This is a genomic window from Stenotrophomonas sp. NRRL B-14846 (genome assembly GCF_050473585.1).
Taxonomy (GTDB): domain Bacteria; phylum Pseudomonadota; class Gammaproteobacteria; order Xanthomonadales; family Xanthomonadaceae; genus Stenotrophomonas.
In genome coordinates, this window is the sequence record NZ_JBFLUN010000017.1 from 1 (window position 1) to 18619 (window position 18619).

12 protein-coding genes and 6 pseudogenes are annotated in these 18619 nt (G+C 67.6%); 12 read left to right on the plus strand and 6 right to left on the minus strand.

What is annotated here, in order from left to right:
* From AB1281_RS01550 to AB1281_RS01560, 3 genes are all read right to left on the minus strand, one after another.
* Nucleotides 1-852 (minus strand): cobaltochelatase subunit CobN (locus tag AB1281_RS01550; RefSeq protein ID WP_430344909.1); only part of this gene is annotated, 852 nt, incomplete at its 3' end.
* Nucleotides 803-2008 (minus strand): cobaltochelatase subunit CobN, encoded by a 1206-nt coding sequence (locus AB1281_RS01555; protein WP_430344910.1) that lies wholly within the window; start codon nt 2006-2008, stop codon nt 803-805. The genes AB1281_RS01555 and AB1281_RS01550, both read right to left, overlap by 50 nt.
* Before the next feature lie 2 nt (nt 2009-2010).
* Nucleotides 2011-3954 carry a TonB-dependent receptor domain-containing protein gene (locus AB1281_RS01560; RefSeq protein ID WP_430344911.1) on the minus strand — a complete coding sequence of 648 codons (1944 nt, stop codon included), beginning with the start codon at nt 3952-3954 and terminating at the stop codon, nt 2011-2013.
* A 185-nt stretch (nt 3955-4139) separates the two neighbouring features.
* Here AB1281_RS01560 and AB1281_RS01565 point away from each other — a divergent pair, with 185 nt between their 5' ends.
* From AB1281_RS01565 to AB1281_RS01610, 10 genes and pseudogenes are all read left to right on the plus strand, one after another.
* Nucleotides 4140-4643, plus strand: coding sequence for an RNA polymerase sigma factor (locus AB1281_RS01565; protein WP_430344912.1), 504 nt, complete (start codon nt 4140-4142; stop codon nt 4641-4643).
* A gap of 82 nt (nt 4644-4725) precedes the next feature.
* Nucleotides 4726-5682 (plus strand): FecR family protein, encoded by a 957-nt coding sequence (locus AB1281_RS01570; protein ID WP_430344913.1) that lies wholly within the window; start codon nt 4726-4728, stop codon nt 5680-5682.
* Nucleotides 5683-5864: 182 nt separating this feature from the next.
* Nucleotides 5865-8985, plus strand: a pseudogene (locus AB1281_RS01575) (TonB-dependent receptor domain-containing protein).
* 54 nt (nt 8986-9039) lie between these two features.
* A complete protein-coding gene (locus tag AB1281_RS01580) occupies nt 9040-9804 on the plus strand; it encodes a Slam-dependent surface lipoprotein (protein WP_430344914.1) in 765 nt (254 codons plus the stop codon).
* A gap of 90 nt (nt 9805-9894) precedes the next feature.
* Nucleotides 9895-11348: pseudogene (locus AB1281_RS01585) on the plus strand (porin family protein).
* Between the two features lie 135 nt (nt 11349-11483).
* Nucleotides 11484-11887: pseudogene (locus AB1281_RS01590) on the plus strand (response regulator).
* A gap of 9 nt (nt 11888-11896) precedes the next feature.
* A complete protein-coding gene (locus tag AB1281_RS01595) occupies nt 11897-13480 on the plus strand; it encodes a sensor histidine kinase (protein WP_430344915.1) in 1584 nt (527 codons plus the stop codon).
* Between the two features lie 70 nt (nt 13481-13550).
* Nucleotides 13551-13891, plus strand: a pseudogene (locus AB1281_RS01600) (type II toxin-antitoxin system prevent-host-death family antitoxin).
* 3 nt (nt 13892-13894) lie between these two features.
* Nucleotides 13895-14520, plus strand: a pseudogene (locus AB1281_RS01605) (AAA family ATPase).
* Nucleotides 14521-14629: 109 nt separating this feature from the next.
* Nucleotides 14630-15247, plus strand: a complete 618-nt coding sequence (locus tag AB1281_RS01610; RefSeq protein ID WP_430344916.1) for a hypothetical protein — start codon at nt 14630-14632, stop codon at nt 15245-15247.
* An 85-nt stretch (nt 15248-15332) separates the two neighbouring features.
* On the opposite strand, the pseudogene proP reads toward AB1281_RS01610, so the two are convergent.
* Both proP and AB1281_RS01620 read right to left on the minus strand, forming a co-directional pair.
* Nucleotides 15333-16819: pseudogene (proP, locus tag AB1281_RS01615) on the minus strand (glycine betaine/L-proline transporter ProP).
* Between the two features lie 259 nt (nt 16820-17078).
* Nucleotides 17079-17207, minus strand: coding sequence for a hypothetical protein (locus tag AB1281_RS01620; protein ID WP_256202341.1), 129 nt, complete (start codon nt 17205-17207; stop codon nt 17079-17081).
* Nucleotides 17208-17389: 182 nt separating this feature from the next.
* Between AB1281_RS01620 and AB1281_RS01625 the strand changes: the two genes are divergently transcribed.
* Nucleotides 17390-17806, plus strand: coding sequence for a host attachment family protein (locus tag AB1281_RS01625; RefSeq protein WP_430344917.1), 417 nt, complete (start codon nt 17390-17392; stop codon nt 17804-17806).
* A 5-nt stretch (nt 17807-17811) separates the two neighbouring features.
* On the plus strand, nt 17812-18135 hold the full coding sequence (locus AB1281_RS01630) for a thioredoxin family protein (RefSeq protein WP_430344918.1): 324 nt from the start codon (nt 17812-17814) through the stop codon (nt 18133-18135).
* Nucleotides 18136-18153: 18 nt separating this feature from the next.
* On the opposite strand, the gene AB1281_RS01635 is transcribed toward AB1281_RS01630, so the two are convergent.
* Nucleotides 18154-18619 (minus strand): NUDIX hydrolase (locus AB1281_RS01635; protein WP_430344919.1); only part of this gene is annotated, 466 nt, incomplete at its 5' end.

Here is an 18619-nt window from a genome sequence, read left to right on the forward strand (position 1 = left end):
CCGTGCCAGCTCATGCAGGTGGTCGTGCAGCACTGGCAGGAAGCTGTCGAAGCGCGCCTGCATGTCCACTGCGCTCCAGCCCAGGTCGGCGGCGATGCCACTGTCAGTGGCCAGTGTGCGCAGGCGTGCGGCGGTGGCATCACGCACCGGTCCCTGGTCCAGCTGCTGCAGTTCGTGCACCACCGCGTGCAGGTCGCGCAGCTCGTCGTACAGCCCGGACGGTGCGAACGGCGGGGTCTGGTGGCTGATCACCACGGCACGGCCACGGCGCTTGGCCTGGATCGCCTCGCCGACGTTGTCCTGGATGTACGGGTAGAACACTGGCAGTTCACCCACTGCCAGCCATGGATAATCGGCGGCCCACAGGCCGCGGTCCTTGCCCGGCGTCCATTCCTGCGTGCCGTGGGTGCCGAAGTGGATCAGCGCATCGGCCTTCCACTGCTGGCGCAGGTAAAGGTATGCCGCCAGGTAGTAATGGCTCGGCACCGATGCCATATCGTGGGTGGCCTCACCGACACGGCCCGCGCGCGGCGGCTGCGGCATCAGCAGCAGGTTGCCCAGGCGCAGCCGCGGCAGCACGAACACCGCCTGTCCCTGCCGCTGTCGAACGGCAGGGTGGTGCGCAGGATCGCCCCACTGTGCGTGCAGTTCGTCGCGGCGCGCGGCGGGCAGGGTCGCCAGCCAGCGGCGGTAGTCCGCCACCGGCAGGGTATCGGCCAGCCCGGCATCGAGCAGCGCGTCCAGCCGCTCCGGATGGTAGTAGCCCCCCAGCAGTGCCTGCAGCTGCTCGATCAGGGTCTTTTCATCCACCGCGTGCGTCGAATACCCGGCCTGTGCCAGCCGTGGCAGCAAGCGCCTCGATGCTGCGCGGTACATTGAGATGCGAGGCGGACAGGTTGCGCTCGCCGTCCGGTGCATTCCAGAACAGCAGCGCCACGCGCTTGTCGGCCGCGGCGGTGTGGCGCAGCGCCGCCAGCCGCTGCAGTTTGGCGGCCAGTGCATCGATCTGTTCGGGAATCGGCTGCAGTTCACCGCGCGCATTGGCCGAGACCACGATCGGATCACTGGCGCCCCAGGCTTCGGGCACGGCGACGAAGGTCGCCAGGGTCGCCATCGGAATGCCGGTGGTCGCCGCGCGCCAGTCATCCGCATCGCCTTGCCGATGGTTCAGCGCCTGCAGCACCGGCACGTCCAGCGTGGAAAATTCGGCCGCACGCGCGCTGCCGTTCTGCAGATGGGTCAGGTTGACCAGCGCATCCACCTCGATGCCGCGCAGCGCCTGCTGCAGGCCGTCGTCGGCGGCGGCATCGAACCAGACGCCGAACAGCGCGATCCTGCGTGCGCGCCCGGCCTCGATCAGCGCGTCCAGCACCTGGGTCTGCATGCCGCTGAGCATGCTGCCGGAGATCAGCACCGCCACCTTCGGCCATGTTGCCTGATTGTCGCGCTGCCACTGCGCCTGCAATGCGTGCGGGCTGTCCAGCCACTGGCTGCCGGCCGTGCTGTAGCCGGTGGCCGGCAGCACCTGCGGCAGCGGCAGTCCGTCGGTTCCGGCATCGCTGCGCCAGGCCTGCAGGTATGCAGCCAGCGTGCGGATGTTGGCCTCGCCACCGTTGCCGTAGTAGCCGGCGATCCTGCGCGCCACCTCGGCGGGCAGCTGCCCGGAGGCCGGTGCGCCGCCACCCACGCGCAGCCATGGCACCTTGCCGTTCTGCAATGGCGCTTCAACCACGGCCATGACCTGTTCGACATCCGCTGGTCGCGGCGTATCCAGCAGCACCAGGTCGCTGCCTGCCGGCCAGCCGTCCGGCAGCGCGGTCGCAGGGTCGACCACCCGCTGCCGGAAGCGCACCCCTGCGGGCGCGCCCAGCGCGTCCAGGCGGGCGATTTTGCCGGGCAGCACGAAGCTGCTGCTGACCACGTCCACCTGCAGGGGCGCAGGCTCGGCATGGGCCAATGCGGCCGGCATCAGCCACCCGAGCAGCAGCCATGTCCACCCGCTGCGCATGGTCAGAACGCCAGTTGGATGCCGGCATGCACGTAGCGGCCGGTTTCCGGGTACGGGTACAGCGCACCGGTTTCGTCCAGCCGCTTGTCGGCCAGGTTGTCGATGCCGGCCACCACGCTCACCGCCGCGGTGACGCGCCAGCGCGCATCCAGCGACCACAACCAGTAATCAGGCAGGGTCACCTGGCTGCTGCCGGCCACCTGCTGCTGCGGGCCAACATACTCGCCGCGCACGGCGGCCTGCAGCGGGCCGCGCTGCCAGTTCAGTGCGGAGGCGCCGCTGCGTCGTGGGCGCTCCGGCAGCCACTGGTCGGTCTGGCGGTCGCGTGGGTCCAGCCAGCTCCAGTTCGCTTCGAAGGTCAGATGCTCGGTGATCGGCGCGGTGCCGGCCAGCTCCAGGCCACGGATGCGGGCACGGGCCACGTTGGTGTAGTTGCGCAGTTCGCGGCCGCGCACGCCGCAGGCACGCACGCAGGTGGTCTGGATCAGGTCCTTGAGGTCATTCTGGAAGGCGGTCGCCTGCACTGACCAGCGTTGTTGCTGCCAGGCCACCGACAACTCGGCGCTGGTGTTCTGTTCCGGCTTCAGCTGCGGATTGCCGACAATGGTGAAGCGCCCGCCGCCGCCCACCGCGGAATACTCCGGCGACAGCTGCTTCAGGCTCGGCGCCTTGAAGCCGCTGCCGATGCCGCCCTTGATCGTCAGTGCTTCGGTGGCATGCCACACCGCATAGGCGCGCGGGCTGTGGTGCCAGCCGAACTCGGGATGGCGGTCGCCGCGGCTGCCGAACACCAGCGAGAGCGCGTCGCTCACCTGGATCTCGTCCTGCACGAACAGCGCGCTCTGATCCGATTGCAGGTGTCCACTGCGTGCGCCGGCCGCATCGTCCAGTTGCTGGCGCCGCCATTCGCCACCGATGCTGACGCGGTGGCGCGCACCCAGCGCAACGGTGGCGCGGGCATCGACGATCTGGTCGGTCAGCTGCTGCGGCCGCGAAGCCTCACCGCGGTCGCGACGGTTGTCGCGGTCCAGCGTCGCGCGGTAGGCACTCACCCGGGTTTGCCCCCAGTCCCAATCGCCCTGATGGCTCAGCGTGGTCTGGCGGCGACGGATGTCGTCGATGGTTTCGTACACATAGGGCGCGGCACCGGCCTGCAGCGCATGGCGGCGTCGTTCCTCGCTGCCCTGCAGGTGCGACAGGTCGATGCGCTGGTGTGCGTCCGGAGTCCAGGTGAGTACCGCGCGGCCGGTGTTGGCGCGGCGCCCCTCCTGCTCGTCCAGGCGGTCGTCGCTCGGATCGCGGCTGGCATCCTTCTGTCGGTGTTCGGCAAACACGCTCAGGCCCAGCGTGCCGGGCAGCAGTGCGCCACCCGCATAGAAGCCGGCCTGGGCGGTGTTGCCACCACGGTCACCGCCGACCACGCCGGCGTTGTAGACCAGGTTGCCCTGCCAGTCATCGGTGGCGCGGCGGCTGATCACGTTGACCACGCCACCCAGCGCCTCCGAGCCGTACAGCGAGGACATCGGGCCGCGTACCACCTCGATGCGTTCGATCGCCGCAGCCGGCAGCCAGCCCAGGTCGAAATCCGAATGGGCGATGGCATCGGCCGACGCACTGACGCGCTGGCCGTCCAGCAGTACCAGCGTGTAGCCAGGGTCCATGCCGCGGATGCGGATGCCGCGGCGGCCGAAGCCGACCCCGGCCACGGTCACGCCCGGGCTGCCGCGCAGCGCATCGGCCAGGTCCAGCGCCGGCCGCAGCTGGATCTGCTCGCGGGTGATCACGCTGATCGAGGCAGGTGCGTCGCTGGCCAGGCGATCGGTGGCGGTTGCGGTCACCACGATCGGGTCCAGCTGCGAAGGGGCGTCTGCCGCCGCTGCCAGTGCGGGGGCCAGGGCAAGGAGGATCGCGCCGGACAGGCGGCGGGCAGGGATGAACCGGGACATGGGAAGGGGTCGCTACGAATGTGACGATATAACATAGCATCGTCTTCACGAGATCTTCATAGGCCGAAGGTCCTGCTCCCGGCGACCTCGCTGAACAAGGGTGCGGTATCGCGGCGGGGCGCCTACAATCCGGGCTCGGACCGTCGCCATCACGCCCATCATTCCCCGGTCCGGCCTTGGCACCTATGTCTCCCAATGCCCTGGCGCTGGTCGAGCTGCTGATCCGCGAGCGCCGTGCGTTGTCTCGCTTCATCGCGCGCTACCTCGACCCGGCCAGTACCGAGGACACCCTGCAGAACCTGTACCTGAAGGCCAGCAGCGTGCCCGGTGATCCACCGATCCTGGAGCCGCGCGGCTATCTGTACCGGATGGCCTATCACCATGCGCTCAACCGCAGCCAGGCCGACGCCCGCGAACGCCGTGCCATGGCCGAGTACGCCGTCGACATGGCCGAGGCAAGCCGTGATGGCGAGGCGCAGGCACTGGACCAGGCGCAGCTGCGCGAGATCACCCAGACCATCCTGGCCCTGCCGGCCCAGGTGCGCGAGTGCTTCGTGCTCAACCGCTACCTGGGCCTGAGCGAACGCGAGATTGCCGCGCGCCTGGGAATCTCCAAGAGCTTGGTCGGCAAGCATGTGCTGCGCGCCGCGCTGTTGATCCAGCAGCATCAACAGGGAACGCGCCGATGACCGGCGTTTGCCGTGGGCAGATCGCGCCCGCCGTTGTCACAACAGGAAAGCGCACCCGTTCGCGGTGCGGCAGGCCACAACCATGACCACGTCCGAACCCTCGCCGCGTCAGGCCAGGCAGGCGTTGCGCTGGGTGATCCGGTGCAGTGCAGGCCCGCTGCCGGAACGCCAGCAACGAACCCTGCAGCGCTGGCTGCAGGCCGATCCGCGCCACGCGCTGGCCTGGCGCCAGCAGCAGGCGTTCTGGCAGGGGCTGGATGCCGCCGGGCCCGACGTGCTGGCGGCGCTGCCCGGGTTGACGGCTGATCGCCAAGGGCTGCGTCCGATCACGCCGCGCCGCCGCCTGCCGTGGCTGCTGGCCAGTGCTGCCGCGGTGGTGCTGATGGTTGCCGCTGCGCCGCACGCGCTGCTGCTTGCTCGTAGTGACCTGCGCAGCAGCGATGCGCCGCGCGTGGTGCAGCTGGACGACCGCAGCACCGCCGTACTCGACGCCGGCACCGCACTGGCGATCGAGTTCGATGGCCAGCAGCGCCACCTGCGCCTGCTGCGCGGCCGGGCCTGGTTCCAGGTAGCGCACGAGGCTCGCCCGTTCCAGGTCGAGGCGGCGGGCGGCGTGGTCCGTGACGTCGGCACCGCCTTCAGCGTGTCGATGCTGGATACCACGGTCACCACTCAGGTCAGCGAAGGTGTGGTCGATGTGCGCCCGGGCGATGGCAGCGTGCAGCGCCTGCATGCCGGACAGGCAGGCGTGTTCCGTGACGGGCGCTGGCTGCAGCCGGTGCAGCTGGAAGATCCGGAGAGCATGGCGCCATGGCGGCGTGGCGAGGTGGTGATCGATGATCAGCCGGCCGCGCAGGCCATCGCCGATCTGGCGCGCTATCGTCGTGCGCCGGTCTGGGTACTGGGCGGGCAGGGTGCACGCGTACGGGTCAGTGGCCTGTTCCATCTGCAGCAACCGGAGACCGCCATCGATGCGGTGGCCGCGCAGGCGGGACTGCGCGTGCAGCGCCTGCCTGGCGGCGCGATGGTGTTGTGGTGAGGTGCAGCCGGTTGATGGCAGAAAGCGCCGCATGAAAAAAACATGAAAAAACCGTGGGCACTCGCCGTGCCCCGTTGTCTATAGAGGTATAGCCAGAGCGAAACACCGTTTTTCCTCAAGCCAGACACACCACCGGCACCGGATGTGCCGATGGTCCCGCCCCGCTTGAGGAGTTCCTGTCCATGCCGTCCACGGCATCCGCCTGTCATCGCCGCGCCACTGTCCTGGCCCTGGCCATCTCCACCGCATTGCTGCCGCTGGCCTGGGTGCCGGCCGTGCAGGCGCAAACGGCGATCGTCGCGCCACTGCGCCAGTACACCATTCCGGAACAGCCCCTTGCTGATGCTGTGCGTGCCTTTGGCCGCCAGGCCGATGTGCAGGTGGTGTTCCGCAGCGATCTGGTGGAAGGCCGTCGCTCCAGCGCGGTGAGTGGCGAGTACAGCCAGATGCAGGCGCTGCAGCAGCTGTTGCGTGGCAGCGGCGTGCGCGCGCAGCGCGGCATGGATGGCACCTGGAGCCTGCGTGCCGCAGCGGAGTCGGGTGAGGGGGAAGGGGTGCGGGTGACCGAGACACTGGACGTGGCCGGTCGCCTGCAGTCGGAAGGGGGCGAGGCCCGCGATCGGCGCGGCTACGACGATGTGTTCGCGCTGGACCTGACCACGGCGTATTCGGGACGCGACCGGGTGGAGCGCTACCGCGGCTCCAACCCGGCCGACGTGGTCAAGGATCTGGTTGGCGTGTTCAGTGGCGATGCGCGCAACAGCGGCGCGCTGGACATCAACATCCGCGGCATCCAGGGGCCGGGGCGGGTGCCGGTCAGCATCGACGGTGGTGAGCAGGCGCTCACGGTCTGGCGCGGCTACAACGGCGTCAGCAACCGCAACTACATCGATCCCAACCTGATTGGTGGCATCCAGGTCATCAAGGGGCCAGGGCTGGTGCGCGATGTGCACAGCGGGATCGGTGGCGCGCTGGTGATCAAGACCATCGACGTCGATGACATCGTGGAAGCGGGTGAGCGCTTCGGCGGGGAGCTGAAGATCGAAGGCAGCAGCAATGCGGTGGCGCCGCGCCTGCCTCGCCTGCATACCGGCGAGGACTACCGCACGGTGCCGGGCTTCCCGCAGGCTCGCCGAACTCGCCCTACGACGACCGCACCCTGGTGGTGCCGGTGAAGTCGCGCAGTGGCAACAACCCCTTCGATGGCGAAGACCAGGCCTGGCGCCTGGCGCTGGGTGTGCGTGGCGACAACGTCGACCTGATGGCCGCCTATGCCTGGCGCAAGCGCGGCAACTACTTCTCCGGCAGCAAGGGCAGCGGCTACTACGACCAGGACCGGCGCGAGCAGTTCGAGTACCAGGGCATCGACTACATCACCACGCTGGCGCGCTACTTCAAGCCGGGCGATGAGGTGCCCAATACGTCCAGCGAACAGGAATCGTGGCTGGTCAAGGGGAGCTGGCAGATCAACGACGACCAGCAGTTGAAGGCCACCTGGCGGCGCACGCTGTCGCACTATGGCGAGATCATGCCGTCGCGCATCCTGTCCGCGCCGGACTATGGGCGCATCCAGTGGCCGCTCAGTCGGGTCGATTCCGATGCGTGGAACCTGGAGTACCGCTTCCAGCCGGCCGGCAGCCGTTGGCTTGATCTGTACGCCAACCTGTGGCGCACCGAGACGGACAGCGACACCTACACCGCCGGTGGGTTTCCCAATTTCGCACCGGGTAATCCGGCGTGGAATCCCGGGGTCAGCCCGATCCTGCGCAACACCGCACTGGCCAATGCGCGCAATGACCGTACCGGGCTGACCTTGAGCAACCGCTTCGCGCTGCATTCCACGCTGGACCTGACCGTGGGCGGCAACTGGCAGTACGAGAAGCTGGGTTCGCGCGACCCGTACTTCGGCACGACCGATGGATGGCGCATGTTTCCGCGTGCTGGCCGGCGCCAGGAGGGCGAAGGCTATCTCAACCTCGAATGGCGTCCGGTCGATTTCCTGACCCTCAACGCCGGCGTGCGCTACAGCCGTTACTGGGCGTTCGACGACTTCCTGCAGGCCCACCCGGAGCTGCTGACCAAGGGCTGTGGGCAGCAAGGAGGCGACCTATCGGACCAATGAGCTGCCCGAGCGGCCGGCCAGCCTGCAGGCGGAGATCGATGCACTGGAGGCCGAACGCGAGTTCTGGGAGAGCATCGGCATGGGTTCGGTGATTGACGATGCACTGCATGGTCTGCTGGCGTACTACGAGACGCCGCAGGCGGTGGAACACCGGCTTCCGTGGTTGCCCGATGCCAATGGCAACTATGCCCGTGCGACCAACCCTGTCTCAACGGCGAGGTGGCGGGCATACCTGGCGTGCTGCCGATCTACCCCGGCAGCGACCTGGTCTGCACAATCGGCAACACCATGCAGTCGCGGCCGGTGGATGGGCGCAATGACCGCCGCCGCGATCACGCGTGGTTGCCCACATTCTCGGCCACGGTGAACCTGTCCAAGGCCGCGCGCGTCTACCTGCGCTACAGCGAGGCAGTGCGCTTCCCCAGCATGTTCGAAAGCACCATCGCTTTCTCCAGCAGCCTCAATCCGCTGTACATGCTCAAGCCCGAGCATGCCTACAACTACGAGCTGGGCTACGTACACAACCTGTCGGGCCTGTTCGGAAACACCGCCGATGCCGACGTCAAGCTGGCCTATTACGTGCACAAGACCCGCAACGTAATCGAGCGCGACGCCTACTTCCTGTTCGACAACATCGACAAGCAGACCATCCGCGGCATCGAGCTGCAGGCACGCTTCGACAACCGGCGCTTCTTCACCGACCTGGGTATTTCGCGCACGCTGGAAAACGAGGTGTGCGACGAAAGCACGGCCGTGCTGCTGGATGCCAACCGTGGCCTGGTGCCGAACTGCGTGCAGGACGGCTTCGTCAGTGGCTACCTGCTGACCCAGGCGATTCCGAAGTTGTCGGTGAACCTGTCGCTCGGTACGCGCCTGTTCGATGAACGGTTGGAACTGGGCAGCCGCATCGTGCACTACCAGCGCCACGAAAACCCCGATCTACAGGCCTACCGCGACCGGTTGCTGGCCGGTGGCAGCAGCCTGCTGTGCAGAACGTGCCGTTCACCTGGGGCAACATCACCACCGTCGATGCATACGCGCGCTGGCGCTTCAACGAGCACGCCAGCGTCGAGCTGGTGGGCAGCAACCTCGGCAACCGCTACTACGTCGACCCGGCCACGCGCTCCACGCTGCCGGCGCCGGGCCGCACCCTCAAGCTCGGCATCACCGCGCGCTTCTGACCTCCCGCTTTCAAGCGTTGTACCCGTAGTTCCCACAACCCAAGGAGCAATACCATGAAGATGATCTCCCGTTCGGTTCTCGCCGTTGCTGCCACCTTTGCCCTGGCCGGCACCGCGCATGCCGCTGACATCGTCGGTGCGGCCAGCCCGGTGACCGACGCCGAGCTGTACGTCGCTGTCGGCGAATCGCAGGTCAACGGTGGCCCGCACCAGGCAGGCAAGGCCGGTATCGGCGTCGGCACCGTCTCCAACGCCAAGCCGGTCGATTTCCAGGGCCTGAGCCTGTACTCGGGCACCACCACCGTCAATGGCACCGCCGTGCGCACGCTGGCCATGCCGATCACCGGCGCACCGGGCAGCCATGCCGGCATGGGCCACTTCAACTTCGTCAAGGTTGGCAGTGGTGACGTGTGGTTCGGCGAGTGGTCCAAGGATGGCGCCGCCGGTGGCTTCAACAACCGCCAGGTCTACTTCGTCGGTGACCGTGCCGGCACCACGCTGCCGGCTGGCGTAGCCACCTACAGCGTCGCGGGCCTGAACAAGTTCAACGGCAGCAACCTGCTGTCCGGCACCTTCCGTGCGGACTTCGGCAGCGGCAAGCTGCTCGGCGGCCTGACCGGTGGTGGCCTGGCGATCAACGTCAACGCCAACATCAACAGCGCCAACGCCTCGTTCGCCGGTACCGCCACCGCCAACGGCAACGTTGCCGGCGCCACCCAGGGCCAGTTCTTCGGCGCCAACGCCGCCACCCTGGCCGGTATCGCCACGTTCGCCGGCAACAGCCAGTACGACACCGCCTTCGGCGGCAGCAAGAACTGATCGCCACGCCCCTGACGGGGCAGGGCAGGGACAAGCCGCGATCCGCCAGTCCCTGCTTCGGCCCGCTGCACGCACCACCACGGATCGACCATGCGCCATTCCATTTTCCTTGTCGTGCTGCTGTTGGCTGCCGCTGATGTGCGCGCCCAGCAGGACGATCTGCGCCGCGTGCTTGAACAGGGCACCGAACTGCGCCACCAGCAGCAGGACCAGCAGCGCCTGCAGCAGGCCGAGTCGGAGCGGCCGACCATCACCATCGACGGCCAGACCCTGCGCGTGGAGCGCACGGTCGATGATCTGGGCCAGGCGCTGTACCTGTCACTGCAGCATCAGCAATGGCAGGCCGCCGCTGCGTTCCTCGCGGAGTACATCGAACTGCCGGGCATGACCCGCTGCTGCGCCACTATGCGCAGGGGGCGCTGGCACGGGTGGCCGGCGACCATCGCCGCGCGGCGACGGAGTACGAAGCGCTGCTGGCGGCGCAGCCGGATTTCCTGCCGGCCCGCCTCGAACTGGCGCGTGTCTATGCGGAAGACCAGCGCGATCGCGATGCGGTCGCGTTGTTCACGGCCATCGCTGCGGGCATCAATGCCGATGATCCGGCCACGGCCGGCGTCCGCGCGCGCGTGGACGGCTACCTGGCTGCCCTGCAGGCGCGCCAGCGCTGGAAAGGCGCGCTGTCGGCCGGCCCGGCATGGAGTGACAACATCAACCGCAGCTCGGCCAGCCGCACCTGCCTGTTCGGCGTGGGCGACGCCTGCATCATCGAACGGAAACTGCCCGATGCCCAGCGCGCGGCGGGCCTCGACTACGATGCCAGCCTGGAACGGCGCTGGATGCTCGGCGGGCATCATGGGCTGTACGTGCGCGGTCTCGCCTTCGGTCAGGCATGGCGCGGGCACAGTGCCTACAACGAGCTCAATGCCAACGTGCAGGCAGGTTACAGTTGGCGTAGTGCGCGGCAGACCGTGATGCTGGCCCCCAGCTATGACTACCAGGGCCTGGGCAACCATGCGCTGCAGGGCGGCAGTGGCGTGCACGGGGAATGGCAGTACGCCCTGGATGCACGCAGCCTGCTCAAGCTGGAGGCCGACTGGAAGCGCCAGCGGTATCGCCAGCAGGGCCTGGCCAGCAACTACGACGGCGAGCTGGCGTCGCTGTATGCCACCTGGTTCCGCGCGCTCAATCCGCGCTGGACGGTCTTCGCCGGGCTGGATGTCACCAACAGCAGCGCAGCCGACCCGGCCAACGGTTACCGCCAGCGCGGCCTGCGGCTGGGCGCGGCACGGCAGTGGAGTGGCACCACGGCCACCGTATTCGTGTCGCTGCGCCATCGCGACTACGACGCCTGGAGTCCGCTGCTCGAGGCGCGCAGGCAGGACGACGAACAGAACCTGATCGCCATCGTACGCAGCGAACGCCTGGCCGTGGCCGGGCTGGTGCCCAGCCTGAGCCTGCGCTACGCCCGCATCGACAGCAACGTCGGCTGGCTGTACAGCCACGACCGCAGCCTGCTCAGCCTGAAATGGGAGCGTGCGTTCTGAACGCGCCGCTGCAACGCGGAGTGAATGCGCCGTGGCGGCGATCTTCATCGATCATCACGCGCCCTTGTAGCCCGCTTCGCGCATCCTGCAGGCGTTGCGGCAGAGGTGGGCCGCGTGTATCGAGGAGCGCCGGTCGTGCTGGAAGCGGGCAACAAACCAGAGGGCCTGAAAGGGCTGAGGGTGCTGGTGGCGGAGGATGAATTCGCATCGCGATGTTCCTGGTGGACTACCTGGAGCTGAAGGGCGCGCAGGTGGTGGGGCCGGCCGGAGACCTACAGGCGCTGGGGCGGCTGCTGGATGACAACCCCATTGATGTGGCCCTGCTGGACATCAACCTGGGCGGCGAACAGGTGTACCCGCTGGCCGATCGCCTGGCCGAGGCGGGCACCCCGTTCATGCTGACCTCCGGCTACGACGACAACCTGCCCAGCCGCTTCGCCAGCGCGCCCCGCTGCACCAAGCCCTATCACATCGAGGCCCTGGTCCAGCAGCTGGCGGGGCTGGTGGCGACGCCGCAGGCCCCTGCGGGCATCGCCTGATTGCGCGGCATGTCACGCCGCATCGAAGGGCTCCAAGCTGCCGAGCGCACGGGCAGGCCGCTCTCGCGGCAGGCGCATACACGGCATGACGGCATGGCCGCCCGTATTGCCCAGCACGACTGGTCATCCACGTCATTGGGTGCGATCGAACGATGGCAGCCGCATCTGCGCGCCACCGTTGACCTCATGCTGGCGCACGGCTTCCCGATGATCGTGCTGTGGGGCGAGCAGCTGGTGCAGCTCTACAACGATGGTTATGCCGAGATCCTGGCCGACAAGCATCCTGGCGGGCTGGGCCAGCCGACCCGCGAGTGCTGGCCCGAGGTCTGGCACATCAACGGCCCGATCTACCGGCGTGTGTGGCAGGGCGAGACCATCACCTATGAGGACAAGCTCTATCCGCTGGCGCGGCGGGGGCGGTTGGAGGATGTCTGGTTCACCATCACCTACAGCCCCATCCGTGGAGAGGAAGGATGCATCAACGGCGTGCTGGTGACCATGTTCGAAACGACGTCCGCGCATGTCGCACAGGCGGCTCGCGAGCGCGAAGAGCAGAAGCGCCGTGAGAGCGACCGTCGGTTGGCGCTGGCCTTCAAGGTGCTGCCGGTGGGTGTCTGCATTGTCGACGCAGACGGCAAGCTGCAACTGTCCAACGACCAGATGCGCGCTTACCTGCCCAGTGGCAAGGTGCCCTCGACCGATGCAGAGAACCAGCATCGCTGGCGCGGCTGGCATGCGGACGGTTCGGCCATCGGCCCCGAGGACTTCGCCATCGCCCGGGCATTGCGGGGCGAGACGGTGGTTCCGGGCCTCGAGTTCCAGTTCACCCATGATGACGGTCGCGCACGCTGGACACGCGTCGCGGCCGCGCCACTGCGCGATGCAGACGGGGAGGTGACCGGCGTGTTCGCGATCGCCGTGGACATCGACGACCTCAAGCGCGCCACCGAGCGCCAGTCGGTGCTGCTGGCCGAGCTGCAGCATCGGGTCCGCAACATCATGTCCACCATCCATGCCATTGCCTGGCGCACCCGTGTATCGGTCAGCAGCGTGGACGAGTATGCCGAGCGCCTGTGTGCGCGGTTGATGTCACTGGCGCGCACGCAGAGCCTGCTGACCCGCGGCGCCAATGTAGGAGTCTGCCTGCGCGGCATGCTCGACGAGGAGATTGCGGCACAGACACCGGCGGCGGCGGCCTATCACCTGCAGGGTGAGGATGTGCTGTTGCCACCGAAGGCGGCCGAAGTGCTGTCGCTGGCCATCCATGAGCTGGCCACCAACGCGCTCCGGCATGGCGCGCTCACCCACGAGGATGGCCGGATCGACGTCTGCTGGCACCTGCAGGTGCAGGACGGGCAGCCGTGGCTGGGCCTGCACTGGTGCGAGCGCCATGCCGAGGTGGAGGGCTGGGAGATGCCGCGCCAGCGTGGCCTGGGCCGGGTCCTGATCGAGCAGCGGGTGCCCTATGAGCTGGCCGGCAGTGGCGAGCTGCGCTTTGCCCCGCAGGGGCTGGACGCCTGGATCCGCTTCCCGCTGCGCGAGCGCGACAGCCTGCTGCAGACCGACGCCCCGGACACCGGCCCCCTGGGGTGAAAGGGGATTTATCCCCAATTTGGCCAATTTGGGTATAGTGGTGCTCATCCACCCTGCCTGGAGCCGTGCCATGACCCTGCCGCTGGATCTGCCTGGCCTCGAGAAGGCCCCGGCCTCGTCGGTGAAGACCCGGGGCTGGCCGAGCCTGATGCGCACCGTGCGCGAGAAGCAGGCGCTGGTCATCACCAACCACAATCACCCGGAAGCGGTGATCGTGGACATCCGCACCTACCAGGAACTGCTGGCCAAGGCCGCCGGCGGTGATGCCGGTGAGCGCAACGAGGAACTGCAGCGCCTGCGCAGCGAGTTCGACCAGACCCTGGCAGGGCTGCAGCGTGGGAAGGGCTGGGCAAGGTGCTGGGCCAGCCGATCCGGCGCGGCCGCAAGGTCACCCTCGGCCGTCCGCTCTGATCGATGGGACGCATCCTGGCGCTGGCCGGTGTCAATGGCGCCGGCAAGAGTTCACTGCTGGGCACCTGGCTGGACGCCGAAGGAGTGAGCTGGTTCAACCCGGATTCCTTCACCCGCCGCCTGGTCGACGCCGGCTGGCCGCTGCCGGAGGCCAACGCCGAGGCCTGGCAGGAAGGTACCCGCCGCCTGCGCCAGGCCATGGCCGACGGCACCGACTTCGCCTTCGAGACCACACTCGGTGGCAACACCATCCCGCGCCTGCTGCGTGAAGCCTGCGAACGGCATCAGGTGGCGATCTGGTTCTGTGGGCTGGCCGATGTCGAGCTGCATATCGCCCGTGTTGCCGCACGCGTGGCGGCCGGTGGCCACGACATTCCGGTGGAGAAGATCCGCGCGCGTTTCGATTCGGCGCGCGCGAACCTGCTGGAGCTTCTGCCGTACCTGGCCGAGCTGCATGTCTACGACAACAGCGCACCGGCCGACGGCAGGGCTGCGTGGTGCCGCTGCCGGTATTGGCCATGGCCGCGGGCGAACTGCAGTACCCGGTTGCGGTAGCCGATCTGCTGCACACGCCGGGCTGGGCCAAGCCCATCGTGATGCGTGCGATGGAGTTGAACACACCCCAGTAGATCCACGCCATGCGTGGATGCCTTCCGCACATCGCGCGACACTGCGCCGTGCACGACTGGGCGCCACCGGAGCGGCGGCTAGACTGGCCGCACATTCAAGGAGGATGACATGCACGGACCTGCGACGTTCCGCTCCACTTCGATCTGCCTGGTGCTTGCTGCGCTGGCACTGTCCAGCCTGCCGGCGATGGCCGGACAGCCTGCCGTCAAGCGCATGGTGCCGCCACCCAGCCTGGTACAGGCCTACCGGGCCGCCGAAGCCAGTCTGCGGCGTATTCCCGGTGACGATATCGAATCGGACTTCCGTCCGGTGTGGACGGGAGTTGCCGATCTCGATGGTGATGGCCGTGCCGAGGTCGTGTATTTTCTACACGTCCACCTACACAGGTGGCAGCTTCGCGCAAAGCAATGTCGTGGCGGTGATGACGGCGCTGACGGCGAACGATCCGCGCGGCAGGAAAACCCGAAGAGCCTGTCGCCGGTGGAAGCAGAGGACTATGCCGCCATCCGCAGGTATGGCTATGGTGACGACGCGGCTGAACAGATTCCAGGCGCCATCCGCGCCATCCGCATCCAGGGTGATCGCATCATTGTCGATTTCACGGTCACTGCCGGGGCAACAGTCTGCGAATGGATGAGCCCGAACCGCCACGTCTGCCCGCCGGAGGGTCACTACACCTGGACGCTGCGCTGGACGCCGGGGAAGCTGGCCCGCATCAAGAAGTAGCGCCTGGGTAGCGCCGGGCGTATCCGCCCGGCGCCACTGACTCTATAGATCCACGCCATGCGTGGATCGCGTTCTGCGCCCAGCCTCAGGCCGGCTTCACCTGCTCGGGGTCCGCAACGTCCGGCAGCGGCGGCAGGGTCGGGTCCACCGTCACCGGTGCATCGCTCATCAACAGCGCAGCGGCTTCCTTCCTGCAGCCGACGGCCGGCGGTGAACCGCGCAGCGGCAGGCCGGCGGTCTCCTTCACGAACAGCATGGTCACCAGCCCGATCACCGCCGCGCCCATCAGGTAGTAGGCCGGCACCAGCGGATCGCCGGTACGCTCCACCAGCCACGCGGTCACCAGCGGCGTGGTGCCACCGAACAGCGACACCGACACATTGAAGGCGATCGACAGCGCGCTGTAGCGCACCGGGGTGTAGAACAGCGCCGGCAGCGTGGACGGCATCGAGCTGGTGAAGCACACCAGCGCCAGCCCCAGCAGCATCAGGCCGAGGAAGATCAGCCCGTCGTTGCCGCTGCCGACCAGCAGCAGGCACGGCACCGCCAGCACCAGCAGCGCGATGCAGGCACCGATGATCATCGGGCGGCGGCCAAGCTTGTCACTGAACAATCCGCCGACGATGTTCAGCGGCATCATCACCAGCATCACGATGATGATCAGCAGCAGGCCCTTGCTCTCTGCATAGCCCATGGTGACGCTGAGGTAGCTGGGCATGTAGGTCAGCAGCATGTAATCGGTGACGTTGAACACCAGCACCAGGCCCATGCACACCAGCAGCTGTCGGCCGTGTACCTGGAACAGCGCGCCCAGCCCGGGCCGGTCGTGCTCGCGCTTCTCGGCTTCCTCGGCGAAGGCACGGAATGCCGGGGTTTCCTCCAGTTTCATGCGCATGTACAGGCCGAGCAGGCCCAGCGGGCCGGCCACCAGGAACGGAATGCGCCAGCCCCAGTCCAGCATCTGCTCGCTGCTCAACAGCATGTGCAGCGCGGTGACGGTACCGGCGCCGGCGATATAGCCGCCCAGCGTGCCGAACTCCAGCCAGCTGCCCATCAGGCCGCGGTTGCGGTCGGTGGAATACTCGGCGATGAAGGTGGCCGCGCCGCCGTACTCGCCACCGGTGGAGAAACCCTGCACCACGCGTGCCAGCAGCAACAGCACCGGCGCCCAGATGCCGATGCGTTCGTAGGCGGAATCAGGCCGATCGAGAAGGTGCCCAGCGCCATCAGGATCATGGTGAACGCCAGCACTTTCTGGCGGCCATAGCGATCACCCAGCGGGCCGAACACCAGGCCGCCCAGGGGGCGCACCAGGAAGGCCACGGTGAAGGTGGCGAAGGCGGCGATCACCTGTGCGGTGGGATTGCTGGACGGGAAGAACACCTGGCCGATGGTGACGGCGAGATAGCCGTAGACACCGAAGTCGAACCACTCCATGGCATTGCCAAGGGCGGCGGCGCCGACGGCGCGCTTGAGCATGGGCTTGTCGACGACGGTGATCTCATCGACCTTCAGGTGGCGGCGGCGTTTGAACCAGCCGAAATGGGCATGTGCATCGGGGGTGTCCTGCATGGGGGCTCCCTTGTGGGTAGAAGCGGGGAAATGAGCGGTGAGACAGGTCCGGAAATCGGAAACGGCGATGCAGGCGCAAGCGGCGCAGGGGCATCGGAAGGCGGCGTGGGGGCCGGGGAAGGTGTGCAGGCGCAACGCCACGCGCACGGCAAAGCACCGCCGCAGGGGCGGAAACGCGGCAACGCAATCACAGCGGCCGCGAAGTCAGCGGCCGGGGGTCACAGCAGCGTAGGGAATGCAGGCAGCGGGCCTGCGGGCGTCATCCGCCGGGATCCAGCGCGAGGCGATGGAAATGCAGGGCGGGAGCATTCGTGGCAAGCGAAGCGCCGGTCGGCAGTGCTTCCCACGTAACAGGTGCGCCCGTCACGTAGTGGGTCGTGTCGATCATCCGTTCATCATAACGGCATCGGCGTGAGCATGCAGCGAAGCAGACGGAACTGCACGCTGTGTTCCATCGCGCCTGTTCATGCGCGCACGCAACGCAATGACATGCGTTGAACGAACTCTGGTCGCGCCGCTCACGCAACGCTGTCTACGGTGGGGGTGAACGCAATCGAGAAGGAGCATCGCATGACCCGTCGCATTCCCGAAGGTACGCTGATCATCGTCGCCGACGGTGGTTCGGCCCGCGTGTTCACCAACGTCGGCAGCGAACATCAGCTGGCCCTGAAGCAGGAAGGCGAACTGCGCCTGCAGGACATCAGCGAACAGGGTGTATCCGGGCAGGGGCCGGCCGGTGCGGTGCCCAAGGACATGTCCATCTCCCAGCTCAACGAAGCGACGTTCGCCAAGCAGGTGGCCGAGCAGCTCAACGAAGATGCACTGAACAACCGCTATGCGCACCTGGTGCTGGTGGCCGACCCGACCACGCTGGGGCGCATCCGGCCGCTGCTGCACAAGGAAGTGCAGGCGCGCCTGCTGGGTGAAATCGCCAAGGACCTGACCAACGCACCGTTGGCGGATATCCAGAAGGCGTTGGCGGCGTAGCGCGCATGCCTTTCATGCGTGATCACCTGTCGGTGGAGCCGGCCCGCGTGGATGTGGAAGCACAGGCGGGCTGGCAGTTGCTGGAGTTCGGAGCGCCCTGGTGTGGACATTGCCAGGCGGCGCAACCTGCGCTGCAGGCATTCGTGGATGCCAACGATCTGGTGCACTGGAAGATCGAGGACGGCAAAGGGCGGCCACTGGGGCGTGCATTCAAGGTAAAGCTGTGGCCCACCGTGGTGCTGCTGCATGACGGGCAGGAAGTGGCGCGGGTGGTGCGGCCCGTGGACCGTGCCGACCTGGCAACGCTGCAGGCGGCGCTAGGGGGGTGAGCGCGGCCATGCGCGCGGTCAGCGCAAGGGGTAGAAAGGTTCGACCAGCTCGGTGCCGGTCGCCTCATCGCCCTTGAACGACAACTCGAAGGCGCCGCCCCACAGCGTTCCGGGATGGTCGAGCACCTGCATGGTTTCCATGCGCAGGGCCTGCATGCCGATCAGTGCGGCGGCCTCGTCGCGGGTCACCCACCGGTACGCCTTTTCCGCGCTCGTGGCGGGGGCCTGTCCGGCGCGCAGTTCGGCACGATAGTGCTGGCGGAACGACACTGCATCGTGCGCGGGGTCCGGCGGGTCTTCGTTGAAGCGATAGCTGTAAATCGCCGCCAGCTTCATCGGCGAAACCTGCAGGCCGAGATCTGCTGAAAGCTGCCGCAATGCCTCCTGGATGCTCTGCTTGCGGTTGGCCCGCACGGCGGGCGTCATCCAGCCGCTGCGGTTGTGCTCCAGCAGCAGCGGCCCTGTTCGTCGGTGACCAGCAGGC